Raw genomic sequence first — 19213 nt, 5'->3', positions numbered from 1 at the left:
TGCTATCCATCCCCACCGTATAGACGGTGGGGAATTCCGCACCTTACGTTAAAATGCTTCTATCTCCCGGAATTTTCTATCGAAGAGCTCTCCAGGGATCCCTGTGCCTAGTTCTTCGGCAAATTTCGCTGACCTTACCCAACCATGCTGCTTGTGCGTCCCCGGGAAACCGTTTCCATGTTCACCCGCGACGGGATCCAACTGGATGCGGATGTCTATCGCCCAGAAGGCGGGGGGAGCTACCCGGTCTTGCTGATGCGGCAGCCCTACGGGCGGGCCATTGCCTCGACGGTGGTGTACGCCCATCCGCGCTGGTATGCGGCCCATGGCTATATCGTGGTCATCCAGGATGTGCGGGGACGGGGCACCTCCAAGGGCTCCTTCTACCCCTTCCGCCACGAAGCCGAGGATGGGTTTGACGCGGTCAACTGGGCGGCTGCTTTGCCAGGGAGCAACGGTGTGGTGGGCATGTACGGCTTTTCTTACCAGGGCATGACCCAACTCTATGCCGCCTCCAGCCGTCCCAGCGCCTTGAAGGCCATCTGCCCGGCGATGTTGCCCTACGATCTCTACGCCGATGCCGCCTACCCGGGGGGAGCCTTTGCCTTCTCCAACAACCTCAGTTGGGCGCTGCAACTGGAAGCTGAGGGAGCCCGCCGGCGGGGAGAGGCCAACGCTTACCAGGCCCTCTTCAAAGCCTCCCGCAACTTGCCCCTCTACGATCCCATCCCCCTCAAGCCGGGCGTGCTGCAGCAATACGCGCCCCAGTCCTACTACTTCGACTGGCTGGAGCACAGCGAACCCGACGACTACTGGCGCCAGCTCTCCCCTCGGCTAGAGGTGGTGGATCTGCCGATGTTGCACATTGGCGGCTGGTTTGACAGCTATCTGAGTGGCAGCCTACGCCTCTACAGGGAGATGAGTGCCCGCAGCCAAAACCCGCAACACCTGATCATCGGCCCTTGGGCCCACCTGCCGTGGGGGCGCAGGGTGGGGGCGCTGGACTTTGGCCCCGAGGCCGTCAGCCCCATCGATCGGCTGCAGGTGCGCTGGTTTGACCAGTTCCTCAAAGGCAAGGACACCGGGATCCTCCAGGAGCTGCCGGTGCGCCTATTCGAGATGGGAGCCAACCGCTGGCGCAGCTTAGAGGCCTGGCCCACCCCGGAGCCAAAAGCTTTTTACCTGCACAGCACCGGCCTGGCTGCCCTCTCCGAACTTGAGGGATCCCTCCGCCCGGAACCCCCACTGAGGCAACAGTCGGATACTTTTGTTCACGATCCCTGGCGACCGGTGCCGGCTTTGGGGGGTCACCTGGTTTATCCTGCCGGGCCGCAAGAGCGCTCTGCCCTCGACTGCCGCACCGATGTTCTCACCTACACCACTCCCCCTCTGGAAACCGACCTCCTCCTGGCGGGGGATATCACGGCAGAGCTCTACGTCGAAGCCGACAGCCCCAGCTTTGATCTCTGTGCCGTGCTCTCCGTGGTCAGGCCGGACGGCCAGGTGTACAACTTTTCCCAGGGCTACCGCCGTCTGCGGGATCCCCAGCCCAATGCCCCCATCTCAATCCCCTGTCAGCCCGCCTGCATCCGCATTCCCCGCGGCCACGCCCTGCGTCTCAGCCTCAGTGCGGCCTGTTTCCCGGCCTATTCCGTCAATACAGGTACGGGGATGCGGGAAGAGCGGCTCATTGAGGCCCGCATTCTCACCCTTGCTCTTCACAGCGGCGGCGACACCCCCTCACGGCTGCACCTTCCCATTGTCGAGGGGAGTTGGGGGGAGTAAAAGCTTAAGACCCTACAGCTTCCCATCCCTTCGCAACTCCTGATCACAAACAGATATCAAAAGTTAGGATAGAAACAAGCAGGGCAAGGGAACACCATGTTGCAAGACCCGAAGTTGATCCGGCATTATCAGGCTTTGACCGACGCGCTGGTGGACAGTTGGCATCGCGGCTATCGGCGCACCGATGAACTGCGCCTGCTGGTGGATGGCTACCTGCTGGCCCTGCGAACTGGCAAGCAATTGCAGCCTTTTGAGATCTACCGCCTTGAAGACGAGGTCAACCGCTTCCTTTACGACCCGTCCAACTTCATGGAGCCGGAACTGGAGCGAGAGACGGAGCCGATGCGGGGTTATTGATACTGCATAGAGAGGGGCCGGGGGCGAGGGATCGAACGCCGCCAGGTGCCTGATAGGCTGGGAAAGATTCGGTTCCTCATTCCAATCTATGGCGGTTTGGGATACGCTGGCAACTTCCCGGCGTCCGGCTCTGCTGGGATCCGGCCTGGGCTTGGGCATAGCCCTGACCCTCTGGTACGGGGTGTTTGGCTACCACGTGCTGCAGATGGGTATCTGGCTGCTAAGCATCCTGCTGGTGGGGCTGTATGTGGCCCAGTTTCCTCCGGCTCAGCTCCCTTGGGATCCGACGCGGCTGCGCTGGCGTCAGGAGCTGCTGCACCTGGGGCTGCTGGCGCTGGTCTTCGCCCCCATCTACCTCTACGACCTGGCCAACATCCCTTTTCAAATCAACACCGACGAGATTGTCATCACCTCCATGGCGCGGCGGGCCTCAGGAGTGCGCTACCCCGATATCTTTGGGCTGATGCCGGAGTATTTCTATTTTCCCCGCTTTATGTTCAGCCTCTTCGGCGGCCTGACGCGGCTGATGGGGGGAGTCACGCTGGTGAATGTGCGCACCGTGCATGCCGCCTTCGGGGTGATCACCACCCTGGTGGCCTACGGGTTTTTTCGCGCCTTCTGGAGATCCCGGCTGGCCTTGGCGGGGGCGATCCTCTTGGGATCCAACCACGCTCTGCTGGGCATCAGCCGCATGGCGATGCGAGAGAATCTGATTGTGCTGGTGGAGTGTGCAGCTCTAGCCTTGATCTTAAAGGGCGTGCGGGAAAAAAATCCCCTGCTTTTGTATTTGGGGGGAGGGGCAGCGGCCTTCTCCCTCTATGGCTATCTGCCGGGGCGGGTGGTCATCCTGCTGGGGTTGCTGTTTGGCGGCCTCTACCTGCTCCTGGGCCGGGAGGATCTGCAGGAGGGGAATAAGCAGGTCAACCCCGTTTGGGCCCTGGCCAAGCTGACGCTGCCGGCGGCGCTGGGTTTTTTTCTGGTGGCCGCACCTATCTTGGTGGCCACGGCTACTTCTCCGCCGGCCAGCACCGAGTATGCCCGCCAGCAATTTCTCTTTTTCCCGGAAGGGCGGGCGCTGCAGCAGATGTGGGTCAATGCGGCTACACCAGCCGAGGCGGTGTGGCGCAACATCCGCAACGGCCTGAGCATGTTTAACGACCCCGGCCAGCACGACCGGGGCTATATCTACCCCAACTATGGCCATGCCTTTGTGGATCCGCTGACGGGGGTTTTGCTCTGGCTGGGCTTGGGATCCGGCCTCTACCGCCTCTGGAAGGGGCGCAGCCAACCCCACGACTGGCTTTGTATGGGCAGTTTCCTATTTCTCTATCTGCTGTTTAGCTTGGCCATCACCAAAGCCCCCAACTATACCCGCCTGCTGGTGATCCTGCCCTTTGTAGCCTACCTAACCTTGGAAGGGATCCAGGCGCTGGTAGCTCTCCTGGGACGTTGGGGATCCTCAGGGAGGAAGTGGCTGCCGGCAGTGGCGATGGCGGGGGCGATCCTGGTGATCGGGGGATGGAACTTGGCGATTTTTGGGGATTTTGTTCACAAGGGCTGGATCCAGGGCAACGATGTGGGAGCTACCGGGCGCTACGTGGCGGCCCGACAAGGGGATCCCGACCACCGCTTTTACCTGGCAGCCAGCGCCGCCTACCCCTATTTCAGTTGGGGAGAGCCTATCTATTGGCAGAGTTGGATCCAATTTTTTGCCGGGCCGGGACAGCAGGTGCAGGTCTTTTCCCCTGAGGCGTTGCCCACCCAAGACCTACAGCCGCCGTTTACCCTGTTCCTGAACCAGGGGATATGGGATCAGCAAGGGGCAGCGCTGCAGCGGCGCTTTCCTCAAGGCCGGTTGCATCGGATCCCTGCCGAGCGGGGGCTGTGGGCGTTTGAAGTGGTGGATGCTTGAAGCGCTGGGCCAGCCGACCAAACTCTGGGTTGAGCTGGCCTTAGCAAATCGGCAGGAAGCCCCGCGCTCTTCCGAACAGTATGTGCTGTGGTGGAACCAGTAACCCTAAGGCGATGAGGCTGGGAGAATCCTTGCCCTTTGGGGCTGTCAAGAGGCGTGCCCAAGCTTGATAACCAGGTGGCGGTTCTTGTCCACCGCGATCCAGCCTTGCTGGCGGAAACGGTTCAAAAGACGGGTGATGGTGACGCGGGTGGTGCCGATGGCATTGGCCAAGTCTTGGTGGGTAAGGCGCACCTGCAGGCGCACCCCCGTCGCCACCGGGGATCCCAACTCCACCGCCAATAGGGAGAGCAACTGGCGCAGCCGCTCTTCCACCCGCCGCCGCCCGGCTAGGGCCAGCAGCGCTTCGGTTTGGCGCAGCCGCCGCACCACCTGCTTGAGCAGCCCTTGGCTCAGGGTTGCTGAGGCTTCCACCTCGGCTGCCGACAGCCGCAACACGTCAACCGCCGTCAATGCCTTGGCCTGGTAGGGATCCAACATCGTCAGCGGGGATCCCAGCGGCATGGAGGGGCCGGCAAATCCCAACAGCGCCTCGCCACCATTGGGATAGAGAGTCGTCAACTGTACCACGCCCCGACAGACGATCACCCATTCATCCGCAAACAAAGGGATAACCTGTCCAGGACTGTAGGGAGATAAGCTGCGGCCTCGGTAGAGATCTTCTAGTAGTTGACGCTCCCGTGTAGGCAGGCCGGCAGCAAAATGGCCGGGCATCGTTTCAGGCATAAACTGGCTCCGCTAGAGCAAACTGAGCACACTGGTCGTTGGGCTTTCTCCTGCGAACCCACAGCAGCGGGGTTGGCCATCAGTGCTGAGTTCACGGCAAGAGACAGGTGTTCCCGACAACACCATACCGCTTGCCTTCCCGACTGAAGTAAAGGCAAGGTTATGCCTAGGTTAAGTCTCGCTCACTATGCCGTTACAGGGGGGGGACATCGTCCCGCTTCGCGAACGGTCTTGGGCTGCGCAGGGATCCCCCGACCGAAGTCGGCGGGAGTGTCGATGTGATCCAGTAGGATCTAAGGATGTCCAGCTCAAGCCTCTAGGAGATCTGCCGTGACGCTGATGGTTCGCGTGATTACTCCCGACCGCATCGTTTGGGATGCCCCCGCTGAGGAAGTGATCCTCCCTGCCACCTCAGGTCAATTGGGCATCCTCACCAACCATGCTCCCCTCTTAACTGCTATCGGCAATGGAGTCATGCGGGTCAAGGCCGGTGGCAAGTGGTCGGCCATTGCCGTGATGGGCGGATTTGCGGAAGTGGAAAATAACGAGGTAACCGTTCTGGTTAACCGCGCCGAGCGGGGAGAAAAAGTGGACAAGGCCGCAGCTCAGGCCCTCTTGGACGAAGCGAGCCAAGTTTTGAATACCAGCAGCGACAAGCAGGAGCGTTTGCAGGCCAAGTTGGATCAGCAGCGGGCCAGAGCCTTGATCCAAGCCGCCGAGATGGGCAGCAAAAGCTGAGGTATTCCCGCCTCTCTCAGCAGGAGCCAATTTGGTCTCGGCAGGGGATCCGGCTACGGGGCTGGCTTTGTTAAGCTGAAGCTTCTGGGGAGCTGGTGGTGCTATGTTCAGTCCTGCAATTGCCGTTCGCGTCAGCGAGACGGAGTCCTTTAGCGCGTCGGCCAGCTTGAAGATTGGCCAGGTGGCAGCAGCGGCGGGCTTACCGGTGCGCACGGTGCGCTACTACGAGTCGCTGGGCCTGCTGAAGCCAACGGTGCAGCGGTCGGAGTCCAGCTATCGCCTCTTCCATCCGGCAGTGCTGGGACGGCTGGCTTTCATTCGCCGCTGCCAAAGCCTGGGGCTAAGCCTGGAAGAAATTGGCCAGATCCTGCAGGTGTACGACCAGGGGGAACAGCCCTGCCCGGAGATCCGCCAACACCTGCAGGAGAAGCTGCGTCAGATCGAAGAGCGGATGGCGGAGTTGCAAGCTCTAAAAGGCCAAATTGAAAGCCTCCTCTCCGATTGGCGGATCCCAGCGGGATCTCCAGCCGAGGATGACGTGATCTGCCCGATTTTACAAAAGCCAGAGGCCGGCGGTGACAAGGTCGGCAGCCGCTACTCCACAGTTACCGACTTGGCCAGGTTGCGGGGTTGATCCACATCGGCCCCCCGGCGCAGCGCCATGGCGTAGGCAAACAACTGCAGGGGGATGACATTTAAAACTGCCGACAACAGGGGTGTGGTGCTGGGCACCTCGATGACGTGGTCGGCCTTCTCCCGCACCTGGGTATCTTCTGGGTTGATCAGGGCAATCACCCGCCCTCCCCGCGCCTGTACCTGTTCGATGTTGGAGAGCATCTTCTCGTAGACGGGATCGCGGGTGGCAATACACACCACCGGCATGCGCTCGTCGATGAGGGCGATGGGGCCGTGCTTCATCTCCCCTGCCGGGTAGCCCTCCGCGTGGATGTAGCTGACCTCTTTCATTTTCAAGGCTCCCTCCAGGGCTATGGGGGCGTTGACCCAGCGGCCTAGGTAGAGCATGTCGGTGACGTGATGGTACTGTTCCGCCAGGTGGTCGTAGAGGGCAACGTCTTTCAGAAGCAGGCTGATCTTGCCCGGCAGCTCGATCAAAGCTTGCAGGTGGGATCGGATCTGGGTCGGGCTGAGGATCCCTTTGGCCTGGGCCAGTTGCAGGGCCAGCAGGTATCCTGCCACCAGCATGCCGGTAAATACCTTGGTGGAAGCGACGGCGATCTCCGGCCCGGCGTGAATGTAGAGAACTCCGGCATCCGCCAGGCGCGTGGCTTGGGATCCGATGGCGTTGACGATGGCCAGGGTGGGGATCCCTTGGGCGCGGGCCTCGCTCATGGCCGCCAGCGTATCGACGGTCTCGCCCGACTGGGTGAGGGCCACAAGCAGGCTGTGGGGGCGCAGCACCGGCTGGCGGTAGCGAAACTCGGAGGCATGATCCACCTGCACCGGGATGCGGGCCAGGCTCTCGATAAAGTACTTGAGCACCAGGCAGGCGTGCCAGGCGGTGCCGCAGGCCACGGCATGAATCTGCTCCGTCTGGGCCAGTTGCGCCTCTGTTAGCACCAGCTCCTCTAGAGTCACCCGCCCCCCTTCCAGATCCACCCGCCCCCGCAGCGTATCGGTGGTAGTGCGCGGCTGCTCATAGATCTCCTTTTGCATGAAGTGCTTGTAGCCCCCCTTGGCCGCCGAGACGGGATCCCAGGCCACCGTGAGGGGGGTTTTGCGCAGCTCCTCGCCAGTGATGCGCAGGTAGCGCACGCTGGAGTCGGTGAGGATGGCCATCTCCCCATCTTCCAGAAACACCACCCTGCGGGTGTGGCGGACAATGGCGGGCAGATCCGAGGCAACGAAGTTCTCCCCCTCCCCTTCGCCGACGACCACAGCGCCGGCGTTGCCCAGGCGGGCGGCAATCAACCGATCCGGCGCCTCCCGATCCAAAGCCACCACGGCATTTCCCCCCCGCAGTTGCCCCATGACTTTGCCAAAGGCCGTTTCGAAGCAGCCCAGCTCCTCGGTGTAGAGGCCCAGCAGTTGGGCGATGACTTCGGTATCGGTTTGGGAGCGAAAGCCAACCCCTCGCCGCAGCAGCTCTTCCTTCAGCTCCAGGTAGTTCTCCACAATGCCGTTTTGGATAACCACGATGCGCCCGCGCGCGTCGCAGTGGGGGTGAGCATTTTCTTCGCTAACACCGCCGTGGGTGGCCCAGCGGGTGTGGCCAATCCCCACCTTGGCCGTGGGCATGTTGGCGGTAAGCTTCACCAGCAGGTTGTGCAGCTTGCCGGTGGCCCGCACGATCCTCAAGCCCTCTTCTGGATCCACCGTGGCAATGCCGGCAGAATCATAGCCCCGATATTCCAAAGTGCGCAGGCCCTCCAAGAGGATGGGAGCCGCCCACTGAAAGCCCACATAGCCGACAATGCCACACATTCCTCACACCTCAACCTCAGCCACGCCAGCGGTGCAAAGCACCCTATCCGCAAAGCCTACCCCAGCTTCCGGATCCCTTCAATGGCTTTTGCCGCCGCTGCGGGAGCAGACCTCGGCAGGGATCCTGGCTTCCTCCTAGGGAACGGGCTGCTGCTCCTCAAGGGCCAGGGCAAAAGAAACGGGCGCAAAACGGAAGCGATACTCTTGGGCTGCAGCAGGCTGGATCCCGTCTTCTGTTCGCGTAAGCGGGCCGGAGGCCTTAGGGGCGCTGGAGACCAAGTTGCTCAGCCCCAGCACCAGCTCTCGCAGGCCGCGGCGAAATTGGGGATCCCCCGTCAGCTCGTCGATATCGGCGGTGATCTTTTGCGCGTTTTGGAAGGTGATGCGGGCCGAGTCCAGGGTTTGGCGCAAGGTCGCCAGGGTGCCCGGATCGTTGAGGTTGGCGGCAATCTGCTGCAGGTCTTCGGTAGCTTGGGACACGTTCTCCGCCGCCGCTCGCACCTCGGCCAGGATCTGGCGCACATCCGCCTGCAGCTGCGGATCCGTCAGCAGCGGGCGAACTGCGCTCGACATGGCCTGCAAATCGGCACTCACCTGCTGGATGTTCTCCAGGGCGGCACGGAGAGAGGTGCGGTTCTGTTCCACCAGAAGGGTGAACTGATCGGCAGCCGCTTGAAAACTGCGGGCCGTTCCTCTCACAGCCCCAGCCGCGTCTTGGATAGCCGTGGCAGCCGAGGTAAATTGCGACAAGTCCAGATCTTCGGTGCGCAGGGCAGCTACTTGCTCTTTTACAGTTTCTGAGAGATCGGCCACGCTGTTGGCGACGCGGGTGATCCCTTCTAGGGTGGCGTTGAGGGTAGCGAAGAACTCGTCGTTGTTGATGCGCGTTACCAGCCGATCCACCTGAACCAGCAACTGGCCGAAGTCCACGCCCGGCGTGCCCTCCACCCTATCCCCATCGCAGATGATCTGGCTGCGGTCGCAATCGGGCGCCAAGGGAGATCCTGTTAGCTGCACAGCCGTCTGGGGCAGGATATCCATCACCGTCTCCCCCACCAACCCTGTCTGGGTGGTTACAAACAGGGCGTCGCGGGGGATGGCCAGCGGCTGGTCGATGGCCACCTGCACCTCCACTCGGGCCGCCTGGGGCAAAATCCGCTCCACCCGCCCCACGGCTACTCCCCGCAGCCGCACGCTGGAGCCTTCCGCCAGGCCAGATACGTTGGGATAGGTGACGGTAAACTGGAAGCCGCGGCTGCCGAAGCGCAAGTTGTAGATCCACAAAAACAGCCCGGCAAAGCCCAGCACCCCTGCCAGGATCAACAGGCCCACCGCCCCTTCTCGGATTGCTCGCGAACGCATCACACCTGCCCTGCCACTTGAATCGGCCCTTCTACGCTACCGCTGAAAAATTGCCGCACAAAGGGGTTGTCGCACGTTTCGATCTGCTGCACGGATCCCTCCCACTGCACCCGCCCCTGGGCCAAGAGCACGATGCGGTCGGTGGCGCGGTAGATGGTGCTGTGCTGGTGGGTCACCACAATGTAGCTCTCGCAAGCTTTTTTCACCTGCTGCAGATCCCGGATGAGGTCTTCAATCACTGTGGAAGCAATGGGATCCAGGCCCGCCGTGGGCTCGTCGTAGAGCAGCAGTTGCGGCTCGTCCTGGGGCAGAGAAGGATCCTCCATAATGGCGCGGGCGAAGCTGGCCCGTTTGCGCATCCCCCCCGAGAGCTCCTCCGGCAGGCTGTTCTCCTTACCCGCCAGCCCCACTGCTTCCAGCTTGGCTGCCACCAGCTCCCGAATGCGTGCCCGCGGCAGCCGCGAGTGCTCGTAGAGCAAAAACCCGACGTTTTCCTCCACCGTCAGCGAGTCGAAGAGGGCCGCCTGCTGAAACACCATCCCCACTCGCAAAGGGGGAGTGGCGCGTTGGGCTTGAATTTCCGACAACGGGATCCCGCACCAGAGCACCTCGCCGGCGTCCGGCTCCGTTAGGCCGGCAATAATGCGCAGCAAGGTCGATTTGCCGGTGCCGGAAGGCCCTACCAGCCCCACGGCCTCACCCCGGTACACCTTCAGATCCACGTGGTCAAGCACCACCGTCGAGCCAAAGCGCTTGGAGACCTGCCGTAGCTCCACCAAGGGTACGGGATCTCCCTTCCCCGCTCCAGACTGGGGTTGGGGACTCTCCGCCGGCGGCTGCTGTTGGCCGTTTATGCTGGTGCCAATGTCCTTTCTGAAGTACTTCGCCCAACACTTCCAGCAGAGCTGCAAGATCAGGGTGCCTCCCTCCCGTGGCTTGCGTTCCATTGCTAGTTTAAGAGCCGTCGCACTACGCGAACAACTTGCTGCTGTTGCCTCCAGCAGCCAAGGCTACGGAGCACCTGCCAGCCTTCGTCTCTTAGCCACCAGACCTCCCAGGTCCAGGGATCCGGAACAAGCTGTCCGTGAGGCCCCTTAGTCCGGCTGTAGCTCGGGAGCAGGCTCGGCCTCAGGCAGGGGAGCTAGGCTGGCAGGGATCCCTTCGGTCGGGTGCAACTCTCTGAGATCGGCCAGGGTCGGCTGCGGCTGTTCATCGGCTGCCGCGCAGGAGCTTGTACGCTGCGAAAAGCCCCAGACAAACAAAGGCAGCACAGCCACCACCATCCCCCATTCCGGGAGCTCAACTTGGGGGAAAAACACCTCCAGCAGCATGAGGCTTCCCACCAGGGCGATGATGGCAAAGGCAGCATCTTCTAGGCGGGAAAACTCATCCAGCCAGCGCAAAAACAAAGAGGCCATGTAGCGCATCAAGGTGATGCCGAGAATGCCGCCGAGGATGATCACCCAAGCCTTGCGGGAGACGCCCACCGAAGCGGCGATGCTGTCGAAAGAAAAGACTAGATCCGTTAGCTCTACCATCACCAGGGTTTGCCAAAAATTAGCCTGGCGGGTGATGTCTTGCTCGGATCCTTCTTCTTCCCCGCAAAAATGCTGCCAGGCCAGCCAGAGCAGGTAACAGGCCCCGAGAAACTGAGCGGGCGGATACTCCACCAGCCAAACCGCTGCAAACACAATGGCGATGCGAAAACCATAGGCACCGATAATGCCCCAGCGCAAAGCGCGATTTTGTTGCTGAGGAGTGGGCAAATGCTTGACCAAAGCCGCCAGGGCAACGGCGTTATCGGCGGAGAGGGCCGCTTCCAAAAACACCAGAGCCACCACCAAAAAGAGATCTGTCCAAGTGAAGGACTGAATTATCCCTTGAACAAAAGCCACAGTGGTATCTATTGCCTCAATTGACATAGCAGCAAGCTTCATGTAACCCGGTAAAAAATCGTTCGTTCAGTGCAGCTAACCCCAGACCGCTATCGCAGATCTATCGACAACCCCTTCCAGGAGATTTTTAGGGTCTTTGTCGTTGAGGAAGCGCCCCAAAGACACCTGACAAAAGATACCTGGAGAAGGGATCCATCCCTCAATTCTTGGCAACAGCCTCCCAGCGGAGAAATCCAAAACCCCAGCATGGCCCGAGTATAGCTTGTCCGGCTCAGGATCGTTTTACATTTCTTAACCTTCTCTCTCCTCAGGGGGGGGCAGGCGAAGGCAATCGCGCCGCCAGCCGTTGTCCACAGCGTAGGATCTGGCCTGCCAAAATGGCCGCCCCAAAGCCATTGTCGATGTTCACCACTCCCACCCCCGCCGCACAAGAGTTAAGCATGGTCAGCAGGGCAGCCAAACCTTGGAAGCTGGCCCCGTAGCCGATGCTGGTGGGCACGGCGATTACCGGACAGTCCGCCAGGCCGGCTACCACGCTGGCCAAGGCCCCTTCCATGCCCGCCACCACGATCAGCACATCGGCTTCCAGGGCGGCGCGGTGGTGCAACAGGCGATGGATCCCGGCCACCCCCACATCCCAGAGGCGCTTGACCGCAAACCCGCAAAGCTCGGCGGTGAGAGCGGCCTCTTCGGCCACCGGCACATCGGCGGTGCCGGCGGAGATCACGCTAATCTGGCCGGGACGGCGGATGGTCTGCTGGGCCGGGATCCAGCACAGGCGGGCCACTGGAGAATACTGCGCCTGGGGCAAGCGGCAGCGGATCTGGGCATAGACCGAGGGATCGACGCGGGTGGCCAAAGCCAGGGATCCCTGCTGGTGCAGCCGTTCCAGGATCTGGGCAATTTGCTCAGGGGTTTTGCCCGGCCCCCACACCGCTTCGGGAAAGCCCGTGCGCAAGGGGCGGTGGTGATCCACGCGGGCGAAGTCCCCCACCGTCTCGAAGGGCAAAAAGCGACAGGCTTGCAGGGCTTGTTCGGGAGAGAGCCTCCCTTGAGCCACCGCCTGCAACAGTTCTCGCAAGGTTTGGTCAGAGGAAAGGGGCATAGAAAAAGGATTGAGCAGCTCTACTGGGCCAAAGACCCGCGCGGGAAAAACAACACCGGATGCCAACTTTGCCGCAGGATCTCGCCGGTGAGGCTGCGAACCGACCACTCCCAAAAGCTGCCCACCCGCGGAGAGGCGGTGGCGATGGCAGTTACGTCCTCGGCAGCAGCGGTGGCCAGGATCTCCTGCAGCGGCGATCCCACCCGTACCAGGGCCCGCACCTGCAGCGGCTGCACCTGCTCGCTCAACGGCTCGATCACCTGAGCCAAGTCAGTTTCAGCCTTGCGTTTGAGCACCTCCACCGGCGTTCCCTGGTTGCGGCGGGCGCTGGGATCCACCACATAGAGCAGGGTAACCGATTGGCACTGGGAAGTCCCCGGCAGCAGTTGGCCGAGACGGCTGAGCAGTTGCCGGCGCGGCTCCTCAAAGTCAAAAGGCACCAGGAGAGAGCGAAATAGGTGGCGGCTGCGCAGGCGCAGCTCCTCGAGGGTAAAGACGGCCAGCAGTTGCGGGCGCATCACCAGCAGGGGGATGTTCAACCTAGGCAGCAGCTCCACGGTGGTGCTGCCAAACAGTTTTTCGGTGAGCAGGTTGTGGATCCCCATGCCTGTGATCAGCAGGTCGGAGCTGTAAGTTTGGATCCCTTTTAAAATCAGATCCACCGGCTGGCCCACCTGCACCAAAACCTTAGCCTCCAGCCCCTCCGGAATGGTGCCCAAAAGCTGGCGAAACTGGGCTTTCTTGGTTTCTATTTTGGGGGTGGGGTCTTCGGGAAGGCCGATATCGTCATCTTTCCAAATCAGGCTGTGCAAGAAAACAAGGCGTTGAATGCCGTTGCTGTGTAGGGCATCTAAGCACTTGCCAAACCTTTGCAGGCCATCTTTGCAATCGGTTGCAATTAAAACGTTTTTAAACATGAGAGGATAAAGAGGGCAGTGGCCGAGCTCGGCTGAAGCTGTCAGCTATCCTAAGCTAACACCCCCCTGCCTTGCTCTTGGAATTGCCGGAGGAACCAGGCACCAGCGGGTTTGCCTTTAGCGATAGGGATCCGCCAAGTTGCGAAACTGGGTGTACTGGCTTTCAAACAAAAGGCGCACGGTGCCGGTGGGGCCGTTGCGGTGCTTGGCGATGATCACCTCGGCAATGCCGCGATCGCTGGTGTTGGGATCGTAGTACTCCGGGCGGTAGATCATCATCACCACATCGGCGTCCTGCTCGATGCTGTTGTGTACCAGCAGGCCGTTGGCCACAAAGTTGTGGTGGCGGGGCATTTCGATGTCGTAAACCGGCTGGGGCTCCCCCGGCTCGCTAATCGACACCACCGGATCCCAGATCAACCCTTCCTGTACCACCACCGCCACCTCCTCTTCCAGTTGCAGCTCGTCGAGGGGTTTCCATCCCTCTGACGTCAAGAAAGGATGGTTGCCGGTGGCGTGAATGGAGAAATTGAGGCGGGTTTTCAAAAGACAGGTGGGCTGCCGGCCACTGCAAAACACCTTCACCGGCTGTTGGGGCACCAGGCGCCCGCGCCCGTTGAGGCTGAGCAGGCGGGGCAGTTCTGCTGAGGCTGGCAGGGCCGCCAGTTGTTCCAGCCGCCAGAGCTTGCCCCGATCCACGTCCATCACCTGGGTATCCCCCGCCAGGCAGCCGGATTCCCGCAAATCCGCCAGTTGCGGACGCTTATCAGAGCGCGACTCCACTGCCCGGCTGAGCTGAGAGAGCACCAGCACCGGCACCATCAGCTCTTTGGCCAGCGCCTTGAGGCCGCGGGTGATGCGCGACAGCTCCTGTACTCGGTTGTCGGCGGCGGATCCCTGCATCAGTTGCAAGTAGTCGATCAACACCAGCCCCAACGTTCCTCCTTGCTCCGCCTGCAAGCGCCGCGCCTTAGAGCGAATCTCCGTAACGGTGCAATCGGGAGTGTCGTCGATAAACAGGGGCAGTTGCGACAAAAAGCCAATCGCCTGCCCCAGACGCTGCCACTCGTGCTCGCTGATGCGCCCTGCGCGCAGGCGGCTGCTGTCGATGCGGGCCTCACTGGCCAAAAGCCGCTGCACCAGTTGCTCCCGCGACATCTCTAGGCTGAAAATGGCCACCGGCTGCCTGACGTAGGCGGCCACATTTTGGGCAATATTAAGGGCCAAGCTGGTTTTCCCCATCGAGGGGCGACCGGCCAGGATCACCAGATCCGAGCGTTGCAGGCCCTGGGTCAGGTTGTCGAGGTCGATGAATTTGGTCGGGATCCCAGGGATCTGAGCCCCGCTCTGGAACTTCTCCTCCAGATCCGAGAAGATGTTCACCAAAACCTCAGAAGCAGGGATGAGGCTGCGCTGCACTCGCTCTTGGGTGAGGCCAAACACCTGCTGCTCCGCCTGATCCATCACCTGAGACAGGGGCTGGCTGGTGTCGTAGGCCAGACGAGCCAGGGTGTTGCTCACCTGGATCAACTGGCGGCGCATGTATTTGTCCACCACCAGGCGGGCGTACTGGTCGATGTTGACGCTGCTAACCGTTTGCTCCAGCAGACGACGAATTGCCCCTGTCCCCCCCACCCGCTCCAGAAGGTGGTGATCCGCCAGCCAGGCAGAAACCGTCATCAGATCGGTGGGTTGGCCTTGGCTGTGCAGATGCAGGGCAGCCCGGTAAATCTCCTGGTGGGCCGAGAGGTAAAACATCTCGGGACGCAGGAACTCCACCACCCGCGCCAATGCCTCGGGATCGAGAAGAATAGCCCCCAGGATCTCCTCCTCAGCCTCTATGTTTTGAGGCGGAAGCCGATCCCCACCCGTCAAGTCGTAATCGCTAATCACCACAAGCCAGGATAGAAAAACCAACCCAGCCTCTCGGCCATACGCCTCAGAGCAACGGGCTCAGTGAGCATACCCGCCGGCCACAGAGCCTCTCTCCGCGGATCCCTGCTCTCAGTCAGGCGTGACCTGAATGCGCAGCGTAGCCGTTACTTCGGGGTGTAACTTGACCTGCACGGGGTAAACCCCGGTTTTTCTGATTTCTTCATTAAGCAGGATGTTGCGGCGATCGATATCGAGGCCGCTGGTAGCCAGCACCACCTCGGCAATGTCGCTGGTGGTCACCTGTCCGAAAAGCAGATCGTTTTCGCCTACCTTCTTGCGGATGACAAAGCGACCGATGGTCTCCAAAGCCTTTTTGTAGTTTTCCGCCTGCTGCTTCTCCGCCAATTTGCGGGCAGCTTCCTGCTCCCGGCGCATCTGCTGCTCCTTGAGAAGCCCAGGTGTAAGCCGCACCGCCATCTGCCGCGGGAAAAGGTAGTTGCGGGCATAGCCAGGCTTGACGCTCACCACCTCTCCGGGGCTGCCCAAGCCAGGGATCGCCTGGCGCAGCACAACTTGCACATTGCGTTTAGACATGGAGGAAAGCACTGATTTTCTCGACAGCCTTTCATTCTAAGCATTTGCCAAGCTGATGTCAGCCCAAAGAGCTCGGAAAACTCAGCCGGCCCCAGAGCCCAGCCGTAGGCCCTTGAATCCGGGGGTCTTCGCGCCGCGTTTCTTCGATCGATGGTGTTCTCCGCTGCAAGGGATCCCTGGAAAGAGCGACAAGGGGGGCTAGCTGTAGTCAGAAATAACCTGATTTTAACCTCGCGTTAACCAAAAAGGATGAACGTTATATTACATTAACGACAAGAACCAGAGTGGCAAGGATCTTTAACAGGATCCCTTGTTTTTTGAGATCAGCCCGGCTTGAGCAGGTTCTGAGGTTAGAGCACTCAGAGTTGGATCGAGACACCATCTTCATCTGGGAGATTTCTGTATGTTGATGCTGCGCTCCTTGGGACGTCGTTCTTTCCTGAAGTCTGTCTCTGCCACGGTTGCTGGGTTTGTGGCCAGCCAGGCAAATTGGCAGCGGGTATTTGCTCAGCAGACCGTAACCATCAACGGCGCTGGAGCTACTTTCCCGGCTCCCATCTACCAAACTTGGGCTCAGGAATTTGGCAAGAAAAACCCCAACATCCAAGTCAACTATCAGTCGGTGGGGAGCGGTGCCGGGCGGCGGCAATTTGTGGCTCGCACTGTCGATTTCGGCGCCAGCGACAGTGTGCCCCGTCCCGAAGAGATCAGCCAGATCGAGAGTGAAGCCAACCCTCCCAAGGGCATGGTGGCCGTGCCGATGGTGGGGGGGGCAGTGGTGGCAGCCTACAACATCCCCGGCGTGGGCCCCGAAATTCGCCTCTCTCGCCTGGCGCTGGTGAATATCTTCTTGGGCAAAATTAAGAACTGGAACGATCCGCTGCTGGCTGGCCTTAATCCAGGGGTGACTCTCCCGGATTTGCCGATTACCGTTGTGCACCGCTCCGACGGCAGCGGCACCACCGACATCTTTACCACCCACCTCAACGCCATTAGCCCGGAATGGCGGCAAAAAGTGGGTCGTGGCTCTTCCGTGAACTGGCCAACCGGGGTGGGAGCTCGCGGTAACGAAGGCGTTTCCGAGCAGATTAAGCAGATCCCTGGCGCGATCGGCTATGTAGAGTTCGGCTTCGCCAAGCTCAACAACCTGAACATCGCTCGCCTGGAAAACCGGTCGGGCAAGTTCGTCACCCCCAAAGTTGAGACGGAGCAGGCAGCGCTGGCCAAAATCAAGCTCGACGAGCGGCTGTTGGGGGTTGACCCGGATCCCGCCGGGGAAGACTCCTACCCCATTGTGGGCTACACGTGGATCTTGGCCTACAAAGTCTACCCCAAAGCTGAAACCTCCAAAGCTGTCAAGGAGTTTCTCCGCTACGGCCTCACGGAAGGGCAATCCTTCGCGGAGCCGCTGGGCTATGTGCCTTTGCCGGAAGAAACGCGGCAGAAAGCTCTGGCTGCTCTGGAAAACATCACTCCGTAGAAGTTTGTACCCCGCACCCGGCAGATGACTACTACTTTTTCGGAGAGCAGTTCTCTATTTCGGCCCCGGCCCGTCTTCCAGCGCCGGCGCGACTGGTTGTTCATCTGGGCAACGCGGATTGCCGTCTTTTTCTCGGCTTTGCTGCTGTTGTGGATTGCCCTGGAGATTGGGATCCAGTCGCTACCTGCCATTCAGAAGTTCGGGCTGGGCTTTCTCTGGGGCACCACCTGGGATCCTGTTGAGAACAACTACGGCGCTTGGCCCCAGATCTACGGCACCCTGGTGACTTCTCTGATTGCCCTGATCGTGGGCGTTCCTTTTAGCTTCGGCATCTCCATCTTTTTGAGCGAGGACTTTTTGCCCAAGTCTTTGCGCACAGTCTTGATCATCGTGGTGGAGCTGCTGGCAGCCATTCCCAGCGTGGTCTACGGCATTTGGGGGTTGTTTATCTTCATTCCCTTCTTTCGCCCGATTCAGATGTTCTTGTTCCAGAACTTCAGGTGGTTGCCCATTTTCAGTACGCCACCGGTGGGGCCGGGGATGCTGACGGCAGGGGTTGTCTTGGGGATCATGATCATCCCCATCATCACTGCCATTGCCAGGGAAGTGCTGGTGGCCGTTCCGCCGGAGTTGCGGGCGGCTGCCTATGCGATGGGGGCCACTCGCTGGGAAGCCATCTTTGGTGTTGTGCTGCCGGCGGCCATTGGCGGCATGCTGGGGTCGGTGGTTTTGGGTTTGGGACGTGCCTTGGGGGAGACGATGGCAGTGGCGATGTTGATCGGCAATGCCCGCGGTATTAGCGTCTCGCTCCTAGCTCCTGCCAGCAACATCCCGGCCCTGTTGGCCAACGAGTTCGCAGAAGCAGGCCCTGAGCAGGTGGCAGCGCTCATGTATGTGGCCTTGATTTTGTTGGCCATCACTCTGGTAGTAAACATTGCGGCAGAGCTGATGATACGCCGTGTCAAGTTCGCGTTGACAGCTTCGCGGGAGTAGAGGAACATGACGACGCAAGTTCAGGCGGTAGATCAAGGCAATTTGTTCAAGCGCAGAGCAAAGTCCTGGCGGCGCGTCTTCTTGGATGTAGGAATGACAGCGCTGACAGTTTTCTCCAGCATCTTTGCCATCTTCGTGCTGGTTCTCATCCTCTACTACGTTTTCACCAGAGGCATCGAGCGTTTGAACTGGCAAGCGCTGACCCAACTTCCCCCTCCTCCCGGCGATCAGGTGGGGGGATTTGGCAATGCGGTGCTGGGGACGGTTATTGTGGTGTCGATTGCTATCGCCATCACCTTCCCCATCGGACTGTTTGCTGCCATCTATCTCTCGGAGTTTGGCCAAAACAGCCCCACAGCTTCCTTTCTGCGCTTCATCATCAAGGTGTTGACGGGGGTTCCCTCTATCATTGCCGGGGTGTTTGCCTACGGGGTGCTGGTGCTCTCCACCAAGACCTTCTCTGCCCTTTCCGGCGGGATGGCTCTATCGGTGTTGACTCTGCCCATCATTATCTTGTCTTGTGAAGAGGCGCTGCGCCTGGTGCCGGCAGATACGCGGGCTGCTGCCTATGCGTTGGGAGCTTCGCGGGTACAGACGGTGTTTCGCGTGGTGTTGCCGGCAGCTCTGCCGGTGATCCTGACGGGGGTGACGTTGGCCATTGCCCGCGCTGCGGGTGAGACAGCGCCTCTGATCTTCACTGCTTTGTTTAGCTTCCTCTGGCCCAGCGGTCTGTTAAAGCCAGTAGCCTCACTGGCTGTGTTGATCTACAACTTTGCCCTCGTTCCTTTTGAAAACCAGCAGAAGATCGCCTGGGGAGGGGCTTTGGCTCTGGTGATTTTGGTGTTGATCACCACAGTCAGTTTCCGGCTCATCGTCAGTCGTCGGCAGGAAACCATCACCATCTAATCCCTCTCACCTGTTGGTTTAACTCAATCTAGGCTTTGCAGTGACGTTATCTCCTTCGGTACTCCT

Annotated in this window: 17 protein-coding genes; 8 read left to right on the top strand and 9 right to left on the bottom strand. The window is 60.5% G+C overall.

What is annotated here, in order from left to right; translation table 11 throughout:
- The first annotated feature begins 177 nt into the window (after positions 1-177).
- From NW826_RS05500 to NW826_RS05490, 3 genes are all read left to right on the top strand, one after another.
- Complete coding sequence (locus tag NW826_RS05500; RefSeq protein WP_414509633.1) at positions 178-1785, top strand: CocE/NonD family hydrolase; 1608 nt, start codon at positions 178-180, stop codon at positions 1783-1785.
- A gap of 96 nt (positions 1786-1881) precedes the next feature.
- Positions 1882-2142, top strand: a complete 261-nt coding sequence (locus NW826_RS05495) for a DUF6761 family protein (protein WP_414333553.1) — start codon at positions 1882-1884, stop codon at positions 2140-2142.
- Positions 2143-2230: 88 nt separating this feature from the next.
- Complete coding sequence (locus NW826_RS05490) at positions 2231-4054, top strand: hypothetical protein (protein ID WP_414509632.1); 1824 nt, start codon at positions 2231-2233, stop codon at positions 4052-4054.
- A gap of 147 nt (positions 4055-4201) precedes the next feature.
- Here NW826_RS05490 and NW826_RS05485 read toward each other — a convergent pair whose 3' ends face one another.
- Positions 4202-4840: a Crp/Fnr family transcriptional regulator gene (locus NW826_RS05485; protein WP_414333557.1), complete on the bottom strand. Its 639-nt coding sequence runs from the start codon at positions 4838-4840 to the stop codon at positions 4202-4204.
- A gap of 330 nt (positions 4841-5170) precedes the next feature.
- Between NW826_RS05485 and atpC the strand changes: the two genes are divergently transcribed.
- A complete protein-coding gene (gene atpC, locus NW826_RS05480) occupies positions 5171-5578 on the top strand; it encodes an ATP synthase F1 subunit epsilon (protein WP_414333559.1) in 408 nt (135 codons plus the stop codon).
- Positions 5579-5681: 103 nt separating this feature from the next.
- Positions 5682-6212: a heavy metal-responsive transcriptional regulator gene (locus NW826_RS05475; protein ID WP_414509631.1), complete on the top strand. Its 531-nt coding sequence runs from the start codon at positions 5682-5684 to the stop codon at positions 6210-6212.
- Here the strand turns inward: NW826_RS05475 and glmS are convergent.
- The 8 genes from glmS to rplI all read right to left on the bottom strand — a co-directional run bounded on the left by glmS (position 6173) and on the right by rplI (position 15768).
- The gene (glmS, locus tag NW826_RS05470; protein WP_414376643.1) at positions 6173-8020 is read right to left on the bottom strand and encodes a glutamine--fructose-6-phosphate transaminase (isomerizing); all 1848 of its coding nucleotides are present in this window, start codon (positions 8018-8020) and stop codon (positions 6173-6175) included. The two genes, NW826_RS05475 and glmS, sit on opposite strands and share 40 nt — an antisense overlap.
- Before the next feature lie 135 nt (positions 8021-8155).
- Complete coding sequence (locus NW826_RS05465; protein ID WP_414509630.1) at positions 8156-9382, bottom strand: MlaD family protein; 1227 nt, start codon at positions 9380-9382, stop codon at positions 8156-8158.
- Positions 9382-10161, bottom strand: coding sequence for an ABC transporter ATP-binding protein (locus NW826_RS05460; protein WP_414509629.1), 780 nt, complete (start codon positions 10159-10161; stop codon positions 9382-9384). Before NW826_RS05460 ends, NW826_RS05465 begins: the two co-directional genes overlap by 1 nt.
- Before the next feature lie 315 nt (positions 10162-10476).
- Positions 10477-11319, bottom strand: coding sequence for a TerC family protein (locus NW826_RS05455; RefSeq protein ID WP_414368874.1), 843 nt, complete (start codon positions 11317-11319; stop codon positions 10477-10479).
- A gap of 265 nt (positions 11320-11584) precedes the next feature.
- Positions 11585-12382, bottom strand: a complete 798-nt coding sequence (larB, locus tag NW826_RS05450) for a nickel pincer cofactor biosynthesis protein LarB (protein WP_414509628.1) — start codon at positions 12380-12382, stop codon at positions 11585-11587.
- 20 nt (positions 12383-12402) lie between these two features.
- A complete protein-coding gene (locus NW826_RS05445; protein WP_414509627.1) occupies positions 12403-13299 on the bottom strand; it encodes a universal stress protein in 897 nt (298 codons plus the stop codon).
- A gap of 117 nt (positions 13300-13416) precedes the next feature.
- Positions 13417-15174 (bottom strand): replicative DNA helicase, encoded by a 1758-nt coding sequence (gene dnaB / locus NW826_RS05440; RefSeq protein WP_414509637.1) that lies wholly within the window; start codon positions 15172-15174, stop codon positions 13417-13419.
- A 129-nt stretch (positions 15175-15303) separates the two neighbouring features.
- Positions 15304-15768, bottom strand: a complete 465-nt coding sequence (rplI, locus tag NW826_RS05435; RefSeq protein WP_414333571.1) for a 50S ribosomal protein L9 — start codon at positions 15766-15768, stop codon at positions 15304-15306.
- Positions 15769-16171: 403 nt separating this feature from the next.
- On the opposite strand from rplI, the gene pstS reads away from it, so the two are divergent.
- The 3 genes from pstS to pstA are packed head-to-tail and all read left to right on the top strand — an operon-like array spanning position 16172 to position 19147.
- Positions 16172-17248 (top strand): phosphate ABC transporter substrate-binding protein PstS, encoded by a 1077-nt coding sequence (gene pstS, locus NW826_RS05430; protein ID WP_414509626.1) that lies wholly within the window; start codon positions 16172-16174, stop codon positions 17246-17248.
- 24 nt (positions 17249-17272) lie between these two features.
- Positions 17273-18241, top strand: a complete 969-nt coding sequence (gene pstC / locus NW826_RS05425; RefSeq protein ID WP_414333575.1) for a phosphate ABC transporter permease subunit PstC — start codon at positions 17273-17275, stop codon at positions 18239-18241.
- 6 nt (positions 18242-18247) lie between these two features.
- Entirely contained in the window at positions 18248-19147 is a 900-nt protein-coding gene (gene pstA, locus NW826_RS05420) for a phosphate ABC transporter permease PstA (protein ID WP_414509625.1), read from the top strand.
- The last annotated feature ends 66 nt before the right edge of the window (positions 19148-19213 follow it).

This window comes from Synechococcus sp. OH20, assembly GCF_047502685.1.
Taxonomy (GTDB): domain Bacteria; phylum Cyanobacteriota; class Cyanobacteriia; order Thermostichales; family Thermostichaceae; genus Thermostichus.
The sequence above is the reverse complement of the archived record's forward strand: the minus strand, read 5'-3'. Positions and strand labels throughout refer to the sequence as shown.